Source organism: Microcella indica (genome assembly GCF_013414345.1).
Lineage (GTDB): Bacteria > Actinomycetota > Actinomycetes > Actinomycetales > Microbacteriaceae > Microcella > Microcella indica.
Window position 1 is genome coordinate 2184184 of record NZ_CP058670.1, and the last position, 16864, is coordinate 2201047.

A 16864-nucleotide genomic window follows, 5' to 3' on the forward strand; every position below is an offset into this window, starting at 1 on the left:
GTCACCCGGCGGAGCGCCTCCGCGCCACCTCGTACAGCGTGACGCTCGCGGCGATGCCCGCGTTGAGCGACTCGGTCGCCGCGGAGATCGGGATCGACACGATCGCGTCGCACGTCTCGCTCACGATGCGCGAGAGCCCCTTGCCCTCGCTGCCGACGACGATCACGATCGGCTGATCGGCAAGCGCGAGCTGCGGCAACGACATGTCGCCTCCGCCGTCGAGGCCGAGGATGAAGAGCCCCTCGGCCTTGAGCGACTTGAGGGTCTGGGTGAGGTTCGGCGCCATCGCGACGGGCGTGCGCGCGGCGGCACCGGCCGACGTCTTCCACACCGCCGCCGTCACGCCCGCGGAGCGACGCTGAGGAACGACGACGCCGTGGCCGCCGAACGCTGCCGTCGAGCGGATGATCGCACCGAGGTTGCGCGGGTCGGTCACGCCGTCGAGCGCGACGATGAGCGGCACCTCGCCGCGGTCGGTCGCGCGCGAGACGAGATCGAGCGGGTGCGCGTACTCGTACGCCGGCACCGAGATCGCGATGCCCTGGTTCACGGAGTTGTCGCCCGTCATGCGGTCGAGCTCGGGGCGCATGATCTCGAGCACGGCGATGCCGCGCTTGGTCGCGAGCGAGAGCGACTCCTTCACGCGGTCATCCATCTCGACGCGTGCGGCGATGTACAGGGCCGTCGCGGGCACCTTCGCGCGCAGGGCCTCGAGCACCGAGTTGCGACCGCTCACGACCTCGGCCGCATCGCTTCCCTTGGCGGGGCGCCGCTTCTGCCGCTGCCCTCCCCCGTCTCCGCCGCCGCCCGTGCGCGACTTCGCGGCGGCCAGGCGCTCCTGCGCGGCCTTCCGCTTGCCAGCCGGGTGCCACGAGCGGTCCTCCGCCTTCGGGGTCGGGCCACGGCCTTCGAGGGCCTGACGGCCTTGGCCGCCCGACCCGACGGTCGCGCCCTTCTTGCCTTTGCGTGCGCCGGGGCGCTGCGGCTTAGCCATCGATACTCCAGTCTGTTGCCGTCGGTGAATCCTCGAGCACGATCCCCGCCGCGGCGAGGTCGTCTCGAATACGGTCGGCGGTCGCCCAGTCGCGCGATTCGCGCGCCGAGCGCCGCTCCACGATGAGGCGATCGACGAGGATGCTCAGGGCACGTCGCGCAGGGTCCGCATCGTCGGCGACGCGGTCGCCGGGGGCATCGAGCCCGAGCACGGCGACCATCGCCCGCGCGGCTCCCGCCGCCGTCGCGACCGCCGCGACGTCGTCCGCGTCGAGCGCGGCGTTGCCGGTGCGCACGGTCTCGTGCAGCACGGCGAGCGCCTGCGGCATGGCGAGGTCGTCGTCGAGCGCCGCGGCGAAGTCGTGCGGCACCGTGAGCGGAGCATCCGCGAATCGGGTTCCCGCCACCCGGCGCTCCGCGCGCGCGAGGAAGGACTCGATGCGGTCGAGAGCCGCCTCCGCCTCGACGAGCGCGCCGTCGTGGTAGTCGATGGTCGAGCGGTAGTGGGCCGAGCCGAGCCAGTAGCGCACCACCGCGGGGCGCGCTGTGTCGAGCAGGTCGCGCGCGAACACCGAGTTGCCGAGCGACTTGGACATCTTCTGCCCACCGATGGTCACGAGCCCGTTGTGCACCCAGTGGCGCGCGAACTCGTGCCCCGCCGCCGAGGACTGCGCGAGCTCGTTCTCGTGATGGGGGAATCGCAGGTCGAGCCCGCCGCCGTGAATGTCGAACGCCTCGCCCAGGTAGCGAGCGGCCATCGCCGAGCACTCGATGTGCCACCCGGGGCGCCCGGCGCCCCACGGCGACTCCCAGTGGGCGCTCGCGGGCTCGTGGGTCTTGGCGCCCTTCCACAGTGCGAAGTCGCGGGGGTCGCGCTTGGCGCGTGCGGGCGCATCCTCGGCGTGCTCCATGTCGTCGGGCTTCTGCCGGGTGAGCTCGCCGTAGCGCGGCCAGCTGCGCACGTCGAAGTACACGTCGCCGCTGCCATCCTCGGCCGGGTAGGCGTGGCCGGCAGCGATGAGTCGCTCGATGAGGGCGTGCATGTGCGAGATGCTCGCCGTGGCTCGCGGCTCGTAGGTCGGCGCGAGGAGCCCCAGGGCCTGATAGGCCGCCGTGAACTCGAGCTCGACGCGGTAGGCCAGTGCGTACCACTCCTCGCCATCCGAGGCGTCGAGGATCTTGTCGTCGATATCGGTGACGTTCCTGATGAACGTGACCCGCAGTCCGCGATAGGTGAACCAGCGCCGCCAGAGGTCGTAGACGAGAGCGCTGCGCACATGGCCGATGTGCGGCGACGACTGGACGGTCGGCCCGCACACGTAGATGCCGACGTGCCCGGGCACCCGGGGCACGAAGTCGACGACGGCCTGCTGAAGGCTGTCGTACAGGCGGATGCTCACGCGCACCAGCCTAACGGCGCGTCACAAGGCTCGGCGCAGAGGCGAGGCAGGGCGCAGCCCGGCGACCACGCTCGGCGGGCGGAGCCCATCGCGCCGCAGGAGCGGCGGCGCGTCAGGAGCAGCGCGCAGCCCGGCGACCACGCTCGGCGGGCGGAGCCCATCGCGCCGCAGGAGCGGCGGCGCGTCAGGAGCAGCGCGCAGCCCGGCGACCACGCTCGGCGGGCGGAGCCCATCGCGCCGCAGGAGCGGCGGCGCGATCAGGAATGCAGCAGCGCGGTGGCGACGGCGGTGAGGCCCTCGCGGCGGCCGGTGAAGCCGAGCCCGTCCGAGGTGGTCGCGGCAACACTCACGGGGGCGCCGAGCAGGCGGGAGAGGAGTGCTTCGACCTCGTGCCGTCGCGCGGCGAACCGGGGCCGTGCGGCGATGACCTGCACGGCGACGTTGACGATGTCGAACCCGGCGTCGCGCACGAGGTCGAGGGTGGCGGTCAGGAAGACCTCGCCGCGAGCATCCGCGAACCGGGGGTCGTCGACGCCGAAGCGCGACCCGATGTCGCCCAGTCCGGCCGCGGACAGCAGCGCGTCGCACACGGCGTGCGCGATCGCGTCGCCGTCGCTGTGCCCGGCGAGGCCTGCTTCGTCGGGCCAGTAGAGCCCGCCGAGCCACAGCGGCTGCGCGTCGTCGTAGGCGTGCACGTCGATGCCGATGCCGGTGCGGATGGCGGGGCGGGCACGCGCGAGCAGCAGCTCGGCCCGACGCAGGTCCCACGGCGTGGTCACTTTGAAGGCGGCGTCGTCTCCCGCGACGGTGACGACGGGATGCCCGGCCGCGGCGAACACGGAGGCGTCGTCGGTGTGCCCGGGGCTCGCGACCGCCGCCGCGGCGCGGTAGGCCTCGAGGGGGAAGCCCTGCGGCGTCTGGATGGTGGCGAGCTCGGAGCGGTCGACCTGGTCGCGCACGCGACCGTCGGGGGTGGTGCGCGCGATCGTGTCGATGACGGGCAGCGCCGGGATCACACCGACGCCGTCGGCGCGCACGCGGTCGACGACGCGCTCGAAGACGTCGGTCGGCGTGAGCGCGCGGGCCGCGTCGTGGATGAGGACGACATCGACGCCGTCGGGCACGGCTGCGACGCCGGCGGCCACGGACTCCTGACGAGTGGCACCGCCGACGACGATTGTGACGTGCTCCGACGCGTGCCCGGCGACGCGCCGGGCGATGCGATCGGCCTCGTCACGGTGGCTGCGGGGGACGACGACGACGACGTGCGCGGGCTCGGCGAGCGTGAAGATGCGCTCGAGGGCATGCTCGAGGAGGCTGCGGCCGGCGAGCGGCACGAACGCCTTCGGTTCGGCGTGCCCGAGCCGGGTGCCGCTGCCGGCGGCGACGACGACGATGGCGAGGGTGGGCGCGCTCATGCGACCGAGCGTATCCGACACCGATGCTAACGCCGCCGAGTCAGGGGCGACCGTCGGCAACGGCTGATCAGGAGGCGAGGACCTCGTCGAGGGTGCTGGAGGCCTTCTCCTCGTCGGTCTTCTCGGCAAGCGCGAGCTCGGAGATGAGGATCTGCCGCGCCTTCGCGAGCATGCGCTTCTCGCCGGCGCTCAGCCCGCGATCCTGGTCGCGACGCCACAGGTCGCGTACGACTTCCGAAACCTTGATGACGTCGCCCGAGGCGAGCTTCTCGAGATTGGCCTTGTAGCGGCGCGACCAGTTGGTCGGCTCCTCGGTGAAGGGAGCCCGCAGCACCTCGAAGACCTTGTCGAGGCCGTCTTGACCGATGACGTCGCGCACGCCCACGAGATCGACGTTCTCCGCCGGCACCTCGATGGTCAGGTCACCCTGTGTGACGTTGAGCTTGAGGTAGAGCTTCTCTTCACCCCTGATGGTTCGGTTCTTTACTTCGATGATCGTCGCCGCCCCGTGGTGGGGGTACACGACCGTCTCGCCGACCTGAAAAATCATGGATGGTGGTCCTTCCGCAGAACATCGATTCTACCACAGGCATTTCTCAGATTCCCGGGCCGGTCGGCCGTGCTCACGCTCTCCCCGCGTGCGGCACCGCGGTGCTCCCGGCCTCGCTAGACTGGAAGTCGGTCGCGCTCTCGCGGGCGACTCCCGCCCGCGCAGCGACCGCCGAGACGACGGCCACGGGAGGCTACGCACGTGAAGAACCGCTGGGCAGCAGCTACCGCACTCGCCGCCGCATTGATCCTCGGCACGACCGGGTGCACGTTCTCGGCCGAGATCGCCACGCAGAAGGACTACGACCCGAGTGACGGCGTGAGCACCGAGTTCGGCGAGCTCTCCGTGTACAACGCGATGCTCATCGGCGAGGATCCGGAGGCGCTCAACCTCGTCATGACGGTGTTCAACCCGACCGACAGCGTGCGGCGGGTCGAGGTGCAGTGGTTCGTCGACGGCGAGCGCGTGACGGAGTCGGTCTTCGCCGAGGCTTCAGGCCTCACCTCGGTCGGGGGGCCCGACCAGCCCGCCCTCATCGTCACCGGTCTCGACACCGTCATCGGCGGGCTCGTACCGCTGTACTTCAGTACGAACACGGGGTCGGTGAGCGAGCTGCTCGTGCCGACCCTTCGTGGTGACCTCGAGGAGTACGACGAGTACGCTCCCGAGTTCGTCGTCGTGCCCGACGAGGAGTAGCCACCTCCGGGGCGCTGCGGCTAGCCCTCGAAGCGGTACCCGAGGCCGCGCACCGTCACGAGAAGCCGCGGGTTGGACGGGTCCTTCTCGATCTTCGAGCGGATCCGCTTGACGTGCACGTCGAGCGTCTTGGTGTCGCCGAAGTAGTCGGCGCCCCAGACGCGGTCGATGAGCTGCCCGCGCGTGAGCACGCGGCCCGCGTTGCGCAGCAGCAGCTCGAGCAGCTCGAACTCCTTGAGCGGCATCGCGATCTCGCGGCCGTCGACGGTCACCTGGTGCCGATCGACATCCATGCGCACGCCGTTGGCCTCGAGCGCACTGTCGGCGAGGCCGTCGTCGTCGACTTGGCGGCGCAGGACGGCCCGGATGCGCGCCAGCAGTTCCCGAGTCGAGTACGGCTTGGTCACGTAGTCGTCTGCGCCGAGCTCGAGACCCACGACGATGTCGACCTCGCTGTCCTTCGCGGTGAGCATGATGATGGGCACGCTCGAGCGCTGACGCAGCTCGCGGCACACCTCGGTGCCCGAGAGCCCGGGCAGCATGAGATCGAGCAGTACGAGGTCGGCACCCGCGCGATCGAACTCGGTGATCGCCGCGAGGCCGTCCTCGACGACCGTCGGCTCGTAGCCCTCCCGGCCGAGGAGGTAGGCGAGCGGCTCGCTCAGCGAGGGCTCGTCTTCAACGATGAGGATGCGGGTCATGTGCGCGCTTTCGATCGAGTTGATGCCGCCTCGAGAACGCGAGGCAGCCTGATGGTGAAGGTCGAGCCGCGGCCCGGCTGGGACCAGACGCGAATCTCGCCGCCGTGATTCTGCACGACGTGCTTGACGATGCTGAGGCCCAGGCCCGTGCCGCCGGTGGAGCGCGATCGCGCCTGGTCGACGCGGAAGAAGCGTTCGAAGACGCGATCGAGCTCGTCATCGGGTATGCCGATGCCCTGATCGGTCACAGCGATCTCAATCGTGTCGTCCGTGCCGCTGACCCCGATGCCGACCCGGGAGGGTGGCACGGAGTACTGGATGGCGTTGGCGATGAGGTTGTGGACGGCGGTCACGAGCATCGCCTCATCTCCCCAGACGCGCAAGCGCTTCTCACCGCCGCCGACGAGGGTGATGCCGAGGCTGTCAGCGGCGACGCGGTTCTTGTCGATCGCGGCCTGCACCACATCATCGACCTTCACTTCCTCGGCCGTGTCGAGCACGTCGATCGCCTGCAGCCGCGAGAGCTCGATGATCTCCTGCGTCATCGACGCGAGACGGTTGGCCTCGGTGGTCAGGCGCTGTGCGAAGGCTCGCACCTGATCGGGGTCGTCGGAGGCCTGCTCGAGCGCCTCGGCGAGAAGACCCACGGCGCCGATGGGCGTCTTGAGCTCGTGGGAGATGTTCGCCACGAAGTCGCGGCGTACGGCGTCGAGACGATACGACTCGGTGCGGTCGTCGGCGATGAGCAGGATGAAGCGCGAGCCGAGCCGGGCGACGCGCACGACGAGGTGCAGCGAGACGTCGCCGAGAGGGCCTCTGCTGATCTCGAGCTCCTGGGTGACCGGCTCGCCCGTGCGGCGCACGTCGTCGACGATGGTCACGAGCGTCGGCTGTGCGAGGCTGCGGTGCCACACGAGACCGAGGGCGTACGCCCCCGGTGAGGCCGTGACGACGTTGTTGCTCGGGTCGAGGACGACGGCGGCCGATTCGAGTGCGTCGATCACTTGATCGACGCCATCCGGAACCGACGAGGACGTGACTTCCGCCGCGACGCGACCGCGCCGGGCCGCGCTCACGACGATCGCGACAGCCCCGCCCCCGACGATCGCCCCGATGGCGATGGCGAGGGGCACGAGCAGTGCCGAGTCCATGAGGACTAGATTAGTGACAGTCATCGTACGGAGATCACGATCGGGCATGCCAGCCAGGCTGGGCGCCGCAGTGTTCACACCGACGTCACCGGTCGTTCATCCGACGGCGACACTGTAGGTCGGTCCGCCCGTTGGGCCGTACGACTCGAAGAAGCAAAGGATGTGACCCACATGCGCGAAGTGTTCCAGCAGGAGTTGCAGGAGGTGCAGGAGCGCCTCGTCGAGATCTCCGGACTGGTCGCGGAGTCCATCGACAACGCGACGCGCGCGTTCAACGAGTCGAACGTGGAGCTCGCCGAGACCGTCATCGCCGACGACGCCAAGATCGATGCGGCCTGCGCAGAGCTCGACGAGCTCGCCATCAACATCCTCGCCCGGCAGCAGCCCGTCGCGCGCGACCTGCGCATCGTCGTGAGCGCGCTCCGCATCAGTGCCTCGCTTGAGCGCATGGGCGACATGTCCGAGCACATCGCCCAGCTCGCGCGGTACCGGTTCCCCGACAAGGTCGTGCCCAAGAGCCTGCGCGGCACCTTCAAGGACATGGGCGCACTCGACGTCGTCATGGCGCGGATGCTCGTGGAGCTGCTCAAGACCGAGGACGTCACGATCGCTGACGCGATCCGCAACGAGGACGACAAGGTCGACGCCCTGCACTTGAGCGTCTTCGACAAGGTGCTCGGCGAGAAGTGGAAGGGCGAGGCCGTCGACACGGTCGACGCGACCCTCGCGAGCCGCTACCACGAGCGCTTCGCCGACCACGCCGTCTCGATCGCCAAGAAGGTGCAGTACCTCGCGACCGGTGACTGGATCCCGAACGAGGACTAGCCCGCCCCTTCCGCTCAGATGAGCTCAGATGAGCGGAAACTGGTCGAGCACGACCACGCGACCGTCGTCGCCGTCGGGGGCGAGGTCGAGCACCGCGATCGCGCGCAGCTCCAGGCGCTCCCCGCGATCGAGGCGCTCCTCGGCTCCTACGGGCGAGTGGGGCCGGTAGGCCCCGGCGACCGTTGTCGGGTCGTCGACGCGCACCCCGAGCTCGCGCAGCAGGAGCACGAGCGTGAGGTGCGCCTCGACCAGCTCGTCGGCGTCGTCGAGCAGCGTGACCTCGATCTGCTCTGCGCCCATGACCTCGTCATCGCCACCCGTCGCCTCGAAGGGTCCGTAGCTCGCATTGGCGGCCTCGACGGCTGCGACGATCTGGTCGGGGTCGGCCTCGCTGCTCGCCGCCCCGAAGAGGCTCACGTGCAGGGGCAGGGCATCCGGAGCGAACTCGGCTTCGAGCGCGACCTCGTCGAGGAAGGCGACGACGGCGAAGCGCAGCATGGGCGCGGTCGACTCGCCGCCTACTTCTTGCCCTGGCTCGCCACGGCGGCGGCGCCGGCCGCAGCGGCCTCGGGGTCGAGGTACTCCGCGGGCTTGACGGGCATGAAGTCGTCCCCCAGCTCGTACACGAGGGGGATGCCGGTCGGGATGTTGAGTCCCGCGATCTCGTCGTCGCCGATGCCGTCGAGGTGCTTCACGAGCGCGCGCAGCGAGTTGCCGTGCGCCGTGACGAGCACCGGGTGCCCCGCGGCGAGGTCCTGGGTGATGTCGCTCTGCCAGTAGGGCAGCATGCGGTCGATGACGAGCTTGAGGCTCTCGGTGCGCGGCACCTCGCCGTCGATGCCGACGTAGCGCGGGTCATGCACCTGGCTGTACTCGGCGTCGTCCTCGAGCACGGGCGGCGGGGTGTCGAAGCTGCGCCGCCACGTCATGAAGAGCTCCTCGCCGTGCTTCTCGAGGGTCTCGGCCTTGTTGAGGCCCTGCAGGGCGCCGTAGTGGCGCTCGTTGAGGCGCCAGCTGCGCTTGACGGGCAGCCAGTCGAGGTCGGCGGTCTCGAGGGCGATATTGGCGGTGTGGATGGCGCGCTTGAGCAGGGACGTGTAGAGGATGCGCGGCGCGAGCCCCGACTCCCTGATGAGCTCCCCCGCACGCCGCGCTTCGGCGCGACCCTGCTCGGTGAGCTCGACGTCGACCCACCCGGTGAAGATGTTCTTCTCGTTCCAGACGGAGTGGCCGTGGCGCAGCAGGATGAGCGTGTGAGTCATGCCTCCACCCTACCGAGACCGGGTTGAATGGGGGGATGGTGCAGGGGCGCGTGACGCGGGGGACGACGGGCACGAATCGCCTGCGCCGCATGGATCGCTGGATCGCCGCGCATCCGGCGCTGCGCCGCACGACCGACCCGCTCGTCGTAGACCTCGGCTTCGGCGCCTCGGCCTGGACGACGATCGAGCTGTTCTCGCGGCTGCGCGAGGTGCGACCGGATGCCCGGGTGACGGGCCTCGAGATCGATCCGGTGCGCGTGCGGCTGGCGGCGCCGCACGTGCGCGAGGGGCTCGACTTCGCCGTCGGCGGGTTCGACGTGCCGCTCGACGGCGGGCGGCAGCCCGCCGTCATCCGCGCGGCGAACGTGCTCCGCCAGTACGACGAGCACGAGGTCGAGGGCGCCTGGCGGCTCATGCGCGAGCGCCTGCAGCCCGGCGGGCTGCTGCTCGAGGGCACGAGCAACGAGGTCGGCCGCGTGGCCAGCTGGGTGGGTCTCGACCCCCAGGGGCCGCGCACCTTCACGATCTCGCTGCATCTGCCGAGTCTCGAGCGGCCGTCGATCGTCGCGCAGCGTCTGCCGAAGGCGCTCATCCACCGCAACGTGCCGGGTGAGCGGGTGCACGCGCTGCTGAGGGACCTCGACGCGCAGTGGGCCCACCACGCCGCTCTGGGAGCGTTCTCGCCCCGCCAGCGCTGGGTCGCCACGGTGCGGGGGCTACGGGGCGAGGGCTGGCCCGTGCGCGACACCGAGGCGCGGTGGCGCCTCGGCGAGCTCACGGTCGACTGGGCCGCCGTCGCCCCTCTGCCGTAGGGCCGCGAAGCGGCTGGTCAGAGGGGCGGCAGGGTCGCGCGCGCCTCGTCGGCGGGCATCCCGGCCGCGAGGAGCACATCGAAGGCGAGGGGCCGCAGCAGCACGATGACCACCTGGTCGGCCACGCTCGCGCCGTCGATGCGGTCGGGAGCGAGGTGCCCGGCGAGCTCGGCGGCGACGGCACGAAGAGCGTAGCGCGCCGCGGGCTCGTGGTGGCTGCGGCCGAGCAGCCGAACGACCTCGGCGCCGCGCTCGACGACGTCGGCGAGCGCGCGGCGCTCCCCGTGGTCGCGCACGAGCACGTCGATGCGCCGGGCGAGCGCTCGCACGTGCCGCGTGACGAGGTCGGCGGTCTCGAGCACCTGCGCCTCGTCGCGCAGTCGCGCGCGGTGGCGGCGCAGCCACGGGCTCACGTCGGCGACCGCGCGGGCGCTCTCGAGGCTGCGCTCCCACTCGTCGATGAGCCGCTGGGTGCGACGGGATCTCGCGAGCGCGAGGTCGGCAGCGGGCTCGTCGCCGTGGCGCAGCGCGGTGACGAGCCCTTCGAGCGACTGGTCGAGCACGGAGAACAGTGCGCGCGCTTCATCGCGCGCGCGCACGACGTCGAGCCGAGGGATGAGCGCGGTCGCGGCGAGCGCCATGGCCCCGCCGATGAGGCCGTCGAGGCTGCGGGCGAACACTCCCGTCTCAGGGTCGGGCAGCAGGGCGACGAGCATCGACTGCACGGCGGCGGCGATCGCGAACGGGGCGGAGGGCGAGACCGCCCGCGCGACGATGAGCGTGGCGGCGAGGATGAGCGCGAGCTGCCCGATGCCGCGGCCGATGCCCGCCACGATGAGGGCCGAGACGATGATGCCGATGTTGATGCCGATGACGGTTTCGAGGACGCGGCGCGGGCGGGCGTCCCGCGCGAGACCGAGCGCGATGATCGTGACGGTCACGGCGACGACGGGCACCTCGTGCCCGAGACCGAAGCGGGCGATGAGGTACGCCGTCGTCGCGGCGACGACGATCTGCGCGATGCCCGACAGGGACCGCACGACCCGCTGCCCCGCGGCGCGCAGACCCAGCCTGCGGCGGATGCTCCGCTCGAGCCGGCGCAGCGGGTCGGGCATGCCGGCCATGGTCGTCGGCCTCGCCCGCTAGCGCTGCACGGCGCCGAGCCGCGGCATGCGGGGCACCCCCGCGGTCGCGCCGGCCTCGACGGGTACGATGACCTCTTGCGCGGCGGCGACGAGCTCGGCGGGCGACTCGCCCTCGTCGTCGATGCGCACGGTCAGCGGCGCCTGCGGGTCGAGTGTGCGCTTGACGACGGCGAGGCCGATCGGCCCGAGCTCGTGGTGGCGGGCGCTCGAGGTCACGGTGCCCACCTCCTTCTCGCCGTCCAGCACGACCGAGCCTGCGCCCGGCAGCACGCCGGCCGAGCCGTCGAGGTGCAGCAGCACGAGCCTGCGGGGCGGGTGGCCGAGGTTGTGCACCTTCGCGACGGTCTCCTGGCCGCGGTAGCAGCCCTTGGCGAGGTGCACGGCCGAGCGCATCCAGTCGAGCTCGTGCGGGATGGTGCGCTCATCGGCCTCCGTGGCCTGGCGCGGCCGCCACGCGGCAATGCGCAGGGCCTCGAGCGCGAGAGTGCCGGCGACCGCGAGCTCGCCCGCGCGAGCCCGGTCGGCGAGCGCCGTGAACTCGTCGCGCGCGACGAGAATCTCCGCGGCGGGGAAGGCCCCTCCCGGATGCTCCGCCGACGCCGCATACTGCCACCCGCCCTCCTGCACGGCCGTCCACGGGTCGCGCCACACCACGGGCACGTCGTGCGGGGCGGCGGCGCTCACGAGCAGCGAGCCGCCCGCACCGTCGCCGTCAGCAGCGCTCAGCTGCCCGAGCGTCGCCCACTCGGCGGAGGCATCGGCGACCTCGACTTGCATCATGAAGCGCATGCGGTCGAGCCACGCGGCGAGGGGTGCGGCCTGCTCGCCGTCGACGAGCAGCCACGTCGTGGTGCCGTCGTCGACGAGGCGCATGCTGTGCTCGAGCCTGCCCTGCGGGTCGAGCAGCAGGGTCTCGGCGCTCGATCCCGGTGCGAGGTGCGCGATCGACTGCGAGGTGAGGGAGTCGAGCCACCGAAGGCGGTCCTCCCCCGTGACGGTCACGACGCCGCGGTCGGAGAGGTCGACGATCGCGCGGCCCGCGGCGAGCATCCGCTGCTCAGCGACCGGCTCGCCGTAGTGGGCCGCGACGCGCCCCGAGGAGTCTGCGACGGAGCCGGGGAGGGCGAGGAAGGGGGAGGTCATGTCATTCCTGACGATTGAGCGTGCCGGAGGCGTGCGTGCGCAGATCGTTGCCGAGCGCGGCGATATCCCACGCCCACAGCAGGCGGCCCTCGACGAGGCCGTAGAGGCGCGTCGCCGCGCTGTAGTCCTTCGCGCTCGCCGAGCGCATGACGGCGTCGGTCTGCAGGTCGATGCGGGCGGGCTGCGCGCGCCCCAGGTAGAGCTCGCTCACGCCGCCCGGGTGGATGATCGCGACCTCGACGTCGAAGAAGCCATCCGCGGTGCGCAGGGTCTCGACCTCGTCGGCGGTCGCGAACGGTCGCGCGCCGTCGCCGGGCAGCATTCCCGGGCCAGGGTCGCCCGCCTGCGCGGGCCGGTGCAGCCGCCAGTAGCCGGCCTCGGCGTTGAGGGGCGTGTTCGCCTCATCGAGCAGCCAGGTCTGCGAGGAGTAGTTGAGGTACCCCAGGCCGTCGTGGCTGAAGCTCACGCGCTGCCCGAACTCGTGCTCGCGCACCTGGTCGCCGTCGACGTAGTGCACGACGCCCGTGCCCTCCCACAGGCCCAGGAGCCAGGCGAGGGGAGCGAGCTCGGCGGGAAGGTCGGAGTCGAGTGAGATCACGATGTCACGAGCAGACGGTCGAGGGTACGCGGTCGCGGAGGGCGCGGAGCGCCGCTCAGCGCTGGCCGCGGTACAGGTTGACGAGCACGACGACGGAGACGAACCCGATCGCGAGGGTCGCCAGCCCGAGGAGGCCGAGGAAGAAGATTTCGAGGGCGAGCAGCATGGGCCTAGTCTACGCCCGCGATGATGAGCAGAAGCCCCGTGGCGGCGGCCAGGATCAGCACGATGCCGCTCGTCGTGACGAGCAGCCGGGTGACGAAGCCCTCCTTGAGCTGCAGGCTCACCTGCACGGCGAAGGTCACGAGTAGTGCACCGCCGGCGATCGCGGGCAGGGCATCCCCCCAGCGGTCTTCCGGCAGGAGGGTCGCGGCGAGCACGACCGCCACGACGACCGCGATCCACACCGGGATCGCCGTCGCCAGAGTGCGGGTCATGACCCCATGGTAGGCCGCTTGTAGACTGGCCGGGACACCGTGGAGGACACATGGCGCAGCTGCTCATCCTGACCTCGCAGGTGAACGCCGACGTTCTCCCCGCGCTCGGTCTGCTCAGCCACCGGGTTCGCCAGATCCCCGCTGAACCGGCCGCTCTCGTCGGAGCGCCCGCCGCCGACGCCGTGATCGTCGACGCGCGCACCGATCTGGCCGCGGCGAAGTCGCTGTGCAAGATCCTCACGACGACGGGCGCCGGCTCCCCCCTCATCGTCGTCCTCACCGAGGGCGGCCTCACGGCGATCAACGCGGAGTGGGGCGTCGACGACGTCATCCTCGACACGGCCGGGCCCGCCGAGGTGGATGCCCGGCTCCGGCTCGTCATCGGCCGCCAGGCGATCGGCCCCGAGACGTCGATGATCCGCGCCTCGGGCGTCGTCATCGACGAGGCGAGCTACTCGGCGAAGGTGCACGGCCGCACGCTCGATCTCACGTTCAAGGAGTTCGAGCTGCTGCGGTTCTTCGCCACGCACCCGAGCCGCGTCTTCACGCGCGAGCAGCTGCTGAGCGAGGTGTGGGGCTACGACTACTTCGGCGGCACCCGCACGGTCGACGTGCACGTGCGGCGCTTGCGCGCCAAGCTCGGCGACATGGAGTCGCTCATCGGCACGGTGCGCAACGTCGGCTACCGCTTCACTGTTCACGAGGACGACACCGAGCAGCAGACGGTATCCACCTGATCGCCACCGTGGTGACGTTCGTGCAAGCGTGCCCACACACTGCACGCAGTGCGGCTATCCGAACTTGCCGGAGACGTAGTCCTCGGTGTCCTTGATGCTCGGGTTCGAGAAGATCGTCGCGGTGTCGTCGACCTCGATGAGCTTGCCGGGCTTGCCGGTACCGGCGATGTTGAAGAACGCCGTACGGTCGCTCACGCGGCTGGCCTGCTGCATGTTGTGCGTCACGATGACGATCGTGTAGTCCTGCTTGAGCTCCTCGATGAGGTCTTCGATCGCGAGGGTCGAGATCGGGTCGAGGGCCGAACAGGGCTCGTCCATGAGGATGACCTCGGGCTCCACGGCGATAGCGCGGGCGATGCACAGTCGCTGCTGCTGGCCACCCGAGAGGCCGTTGCCGGGCCGATCCAGGCGGTCCTTGACCTCGTTCCAGAGGTTGGCGCCCTTGAGCGACTTCTCGACGAGCTCGTCGGCGTCGGACTTCGAGATGCGCTGGTTGTTGAGCTTGACGCCCGCGAGGACGTTGTCTCGGATCGACATGGTCGGGAACGGGTTCGGGCGCTGGAAGACCATGCCGACCTGTCGGCGAACCCGCACGGGGTCGACCCCGGGGCCGTAGAGATTGTTGCCGTCGACGAGCACTTCCCCGTCCACCCACGCGCCGGGAATGACCTCGTGCATGCGGTTGAGAGTTCGGATGAACGTCGACTTGCCGCACCCCGACGGCCCGATGAGCGCCGTAACGCTCCTGGGCTCGATGACGAGGTTGACACCTTCGACGGCCTTGAACTTGCTGTAGTAGACGTCCAGGTCGTTGACTTCGATGCGCTTTGACACGGTGGGTGCGTTCCTAACGATTAGCGGCCGAGCTTAGGGGCGAAGATACGGGCGATGAGGCGCGCGGCCAGGTTGAGGATCATGACGATCGCGATGAGCGTGAGGGCGCCCGCCCATGCGCGGTCGATGTAGGGCTGGAAGTCGGTGCCCTGGCTGATGTACGAGTAGTAGACGTACACCGGCAGGCTCTGCATGCGCCCTTCGGTGAGATCGAAGTTGAAGTTGTTGGAGAATCCCGCCGCGATGAGCAACGGAGCGGTTTCGCCGATGACTCGAGCGATCGACAGCATGACCCCCGTCGCGATGCCGGCAATCGCGGTCGGGATGACCACCTTGAGGATGGTGAGCCACTTGGGCACGCCGAGCGCGTAGGACGCCTCGCGCAGCTCGTTGGGCACGAGACGCAGGATGTCCTCACTCGAGCGCACCACGACAGGAAGCATGAGGACCGTGAGCGCAGCAGCGCCCGACAGCCCCACCCGCGTGCCCGGGCCCAGGATGAGCTCGAAGAGAGCGAAGGCGAACAGGCCGGCGACGATGGAGGGGATGCCCGTCATCACGTCGACGAGGAACGTGATCGACTGCGCGAGACGGCCGCGACCGTATTCGACGAGATAGATCGACGTGAGCAGACCGATCGGCACCGAGATGAGAGTAGCGACGCCCGTCATGAGCAGCGTGCCGATGATCGCATGGGCGGCACCGCCGCCTTCTCCGAGCACATTGCGCAAGGAGAGCGTGAAGAAGTCGAGGTCGATGCGGCCGCTGCCCTGTGTGACGACGGTGAAGACCAGGGAGATGAGGGGCAGCATCGCGATGACGAATGCGAGGCCCACCAGTGCGGTGACCAAGCGGTCCGTTGCCCGGCGGGAGCCTTCGACGAGCCGGGACACGACGTAGACGAGCAGAACATACCCGACGACACCGAAGAACACGGCGCCGACGATGTTGAATGTCTCCTCGCCCGAGGACGCCTGCAACAGGGCGAAGACGGCGATCGACGCGGCGAGACTGCCGGCGAGGATGCCCCACGGGGCTGCTGCAGGCAGCCGACCAGCGGTCAGCGGGTTGACCACGGCCTGAGGCGGGCTGACGGTGCTGACCATGATCAGTTGGCTCCCGAGAAGTCTTTGCGGCGGTTGACGATGTAGCGCGCGATGGAGTTCACGACGAGGGTGATCGCGAAGAGGATGAGTCCGGTGGCGATGAGCACATTGACGTTGATGCCGTACGCCTCCGGGAATCTGAGCGCGACGTTCGCGGCGATCGTCAGGGGGTTGACGGAGCCGATGAGGTCGAACACGATGACCCCGCTGCCGGAGAGCACCATCGCCACCGCCATCGTCTCACCGAGCGCTCGCCCGAGCCCGAGCATCGCGCCGGCGATGACACCCGGGCGCCCGAAGGGAAGGACGACGGTGCGGATCATCTCCCATCGCGTCGCGCCCAATGCAAGGGCAGCCTCCTCGTAGAGCGGAGGGGTCTGCAGGAACACCTCCCGCGAGATCGCCGTGATGATCGGCAGGATCATGACGGCGAGGACGATGGCGGCGGTGAGCATCGTGCGACCGGTCCCCGATACGGGACCGGCGAACAGCGGGATCCACCCGAGGTTCTCCTCCAGCCAGACGAAGCTCGGCTGAATCGCGCCTGCCAGCACGTTCGCGCCCCAGAGACCGAAGACCACAGAGGGGACGGCGGCCAGAAGATCGATGATGTAGCCGAGGCTCTGGGCCAGGCGGCGAGGCGCGTAGTGCGAGATGAACAGTGCGATGCCGATGGCAAGCGGCAGAGCCATGACGAGCGCGAGCGCCGCCGCCCACAGGGTTCCGAAGATGAGGGGAACGACGAACTCGACGAAGTTCTCGCCCTCTGTATAGATCGATACCGACTCCGGGTCGGCGAACATGCCCGGGATGCCCTGCAGCATGAGGAAGCCTGCTACGGCGGCGAGGATCGCGAGGATGAGACTGCCCGAGATGAGGGCGCTCGCGGAGAAGACCCGGTCGCCAGGCCGCTGCTTCGCCTTGGGGCGAATGATCTCAGGCGATGTCATGGGGGCTGTCTCCTCGGCTCCGGCGCGGATTCGCGGTCGTCGTGGGTGTCGGGCTCGGTGTCTTCTGGCGATGCTATCGGGGGATGAGAGTCGCGGTCCCGACGAT

At 70.1% G+C, this 16864-nt stretch carries 19 protein-coding genes; 4 read left to right on the plus strand and 15 right to left on the minus strand.

What is annotated here, in order from left to right; translation table 11 throughout:
- Window position 1: 1 nt before the first annotated feature.
- The 4 genes from rlmB to HUJ41_RS10610 all read right to left on the minus strand — a co-directional run bounded on the left by rlmB (window position 2) and on the right by HUJ41_RS10610 (window position 4361).
- On the minus strand, window positions 2-994 hold the full coding sequence (gene rlmB, locus HUJ41_RS10595; protein ID WP_179872527.1) for a 23S rRNA (guanosine(2251)-2'-O)-methyltransferase RlmB: 993 nt from the start codon (window positions 992-994) through the stop codon (window positions 2-4).
- Window positions 987-2393, minus strand: coding sequence for a cysteine--tRNA ligase (cysS, locus tag HUJ41_RS10600; RefSeq protein ID WP_179872528.1), 1407 nt, complete (start codon window positions 2391-2393; stop codon window positions 987-989). The genes rlmB and cysS overlap by 8 nt, the downstream gene beginning before the upstream one ends.
- 257 nt (window positions 2394-2650) lie before the next feature.
- A complete protein-coding gene (ispD, locus tag HUJ41_RS10605) occupies window positions 2651-3811 on the minus strand; it encodes a 2-C-methyl-D-erythritol 4-phosphate cytidylyltransferase (protein WP_179872529.1) in 1161 nt (386 codons plus the stop codon).
- 67 nt (window positions 3812-3878) lie between these two features.
- Window positions 3879-4361 carry a CarD family transcriptional regulator gene (locus HUJ41_RS10610; protein WP_152582259.1) on the minus strand — a complete coding sequence of 161 codons (483 nt, stop codon included), beginning with the start codon at window positions 4359-4361 and terminating at the stop codon, window positions 3879-3881.
- Between the two features lie 201 nt (window positions 4362-4562).
- Here HUJ41_RS10610 and HUJ41_RS10615 point away from each other — a divergent pair, with 201 nt between their 5' ends.
- Entirely contained in the window at window positions 4563-5057 is a 495-nt protein-coding gene (locus tag HUJ41_RS10615; protein WP_179872530.1) for a hypothetical protein, read from the plus strand.
- A 20-nt stretch (window positions 5058-5077) separates the two neighbouring features.
- Here HUJ41_RS10615 and HUJ41_RS10620 read toward each other — a convergent pair whose 3' ends face one another.
- A complete protein-coding gene (locus HUJ41_RS10620) occupies window positions 5078-5758 on the minus strand; it encodes a response regulator transcription factor (protein ID WP_179872531.1) in 681 nt (226 codons plus the stop codon).
- On the minus strand, window positions 5755-6909 hold the full coding sequence (locus HUJ41_RS10625) for a sensor histidine kinase (protein WP_179872532.1): 1155 nt from the start codon (window positions 6907-6909) through the stop codon (window positions 5755-5757). Before HUJ41_RS10625 ends, HUJ41_RS10620 begins: the two co-directional genes overlap by 4 nt.
- A gap of 171 nt (window positions 6910-7080) precedes the next feature.
- On the opposite strand from HUJ41_RS10625, the gene phoU reads away from it, so the two are divergent.
- Window positions 7081-7734: a phosphate signaling complex protein PhoU gene (phoU, locus tag HUJ41_RS10630; protein ID WP_179872533.1), complete on the plus strand. Its 654-nt coding sequence runs from the start codon at window positions 7081-7083 to the stop codon at window positions 7732-7734.
- Window positions 7735-7758: 24 nt separating this feature from the next.
- On the opposite strand, the gene HUJ41_RS10635 is transcribed toward phoU, so the two are convergent.
- Together HUJ41_RS10635 and HUJ41_RS10640 are read right to left on the minus strand one after the other, a co-directional pair.
- Complete coding sequence (locus tag HUJ41_RS10635; RefSeq protein WP_179872534.1) at window positions 7759-8232, minus strand: hypothetical protein; 474 nt, start codon at window positions 8230-8232, stop codon at window positions 7759-7761.
- A gap of 20 nt (window positions 8233-8252) precedes the next feature.
- A complete protein-coding gene (locus HUJ41_RS10640; protein WP_179872535.1) occupies window positions 8253-8996 on the minus strand; it encodes a phosphoglyceromutase in 744 nt (247 codons plus the stop codon).
- 35 nt (window positions 8997-9031) lie between these two features.
- Between HUJ41_RS10640 and HUJ41_RS10645 the strand changes: the two genes are divergently transcribed.
- Entirely contained in the window at window positions 9032-9808 is a 777-nt protein-coding gene (locus tag HUJ41_RS10645; RefSeq protein ID WP_179872536.1) for a class I SAM-dependent methyltransferase, read from the plus strand.
- A 17-nt stretch (window positions 9809-9825) separates the two neighbouring features.
- Here the strand turns inward: HUJ41_RS10645 and HUJ41_RS10650 are convergent, their stop codons facing one another.
- From HUJ41_RS10650 to HUJ41_RS10665, 4 genes are all read right to left on the minus strand, one after another.
- Window positions 9826-10923 (minus strand): FUSC family protein, encoded by a 1098-nt coding sequence (locus tag HUJ41_RS10650; protein ID WP_179872537.1) that lies wholly within the window; start codon window positions 10921-10923, stop codon window positions 9826-9828.
- A 27-nt stretch (window positions 10924-10950) separates the two neighbouring features.
- Complete coding sequence (gene ygfZ / locus HUJ41_RS10655; protein ID WP_179872538.1) at window positions 10951-12096, minus strand: CAF17-like 4Fe-4S cluster assembly/insertion protein YgfZ; 1146 nt, start codon at window positions 12094-12096, stop codon at window positions 10951-10953.
- Window position 12097: 1 nt separating this feature from the next.
- Window positions 12098-12694, minus strand: coding sequence for a heme-binding beta-barrel domain-containing protein (locus HUJ41_RS10660; protein ID WP_179872539.1), 597 nt, complete (start codon window positions 12692-12694; stop codon window positions 12098-12100).
- Between the two features lie 170 nt (window positions 12695-12864).
- The gene (locus HUJ41_RS10665; protein WP_179872540.1) at window positions 12865-13131 is read right to left on the minus strand and encodes a hypothetical protein; all 267 of its coding nucleotides are present in this window, start codon (window positions 13129-13131) and stop codon (window positions 12865-12867) included.
- A 50-nt stretch (window positions 13132-13181) separates the two neighbouring features.
- Here HUJ41_RS10665 and HUJ41_RS10670 point away from each other — a divergent pair, with 50 nt between their 5' ends.
- The gene (locus HUJ41_RS10670) at window positions 13182-13868 is read left to right on the plus strand and encodes a response regulator transcription factor (RefSeq protein ID WP_152582248.1); all 687 of its coding nucleotides are present in this window, start codon (window positions 13182-13184) and stop codon (window positions 13866-13868) included.
- A gap of 54 nt (window positions 13869-13922) precedes the next feature.
- On the opposite strand, the gene pstB is transcribed toward HUJ41_RS10670, so the two are convergent.
- Genes pstB through pstC form a run of 3 tightly spaced genes read right to left on the minus strand, consistent with a single transcriptional unit; the run spans window position 13923 to window position 16758 of the window.
- Window positions 13923-14702 carry a phosphate ABC transporter ATP-binding protein PstB gene (pstB, locus tag HUJ41_RS10675; protein WP_152582247.1) on the minus strand — a complete coding sequence of 260 codons (780 nt, stop codon included), beginning with the start codon at window positions 14700-14702 and terminating at the stop codon, window positions 13923-13925.
- A gap of 20 nt (window positions 14703-14722) precedes the next feature.
- A complete protein-coding gene (gene pstA, locus HUJ41_RS10680; RefSeq protein WP_179872541.1) occupies window positions 14723-15808 on the minus strand; it encodes a phosphate ABC transporter permease PstA in 1086 nt (361 codons plus the stop codon).
- 2 nt (window positions 15809-15810) lie between these two features.
- Window positions 15811-16758, minus strand: coding sequence for a phosphate ABC transporter permease subunit PstC (gene pstC, locus HUJ41_RS10685; protein ID WP_179872542.1), 948 nt, complete (start codon window positions 16756-16758; stop codon window positions 15811-15813).
- Between the last annotated feature and the right edge of the window lie 106 nt (window positions 16759-16864).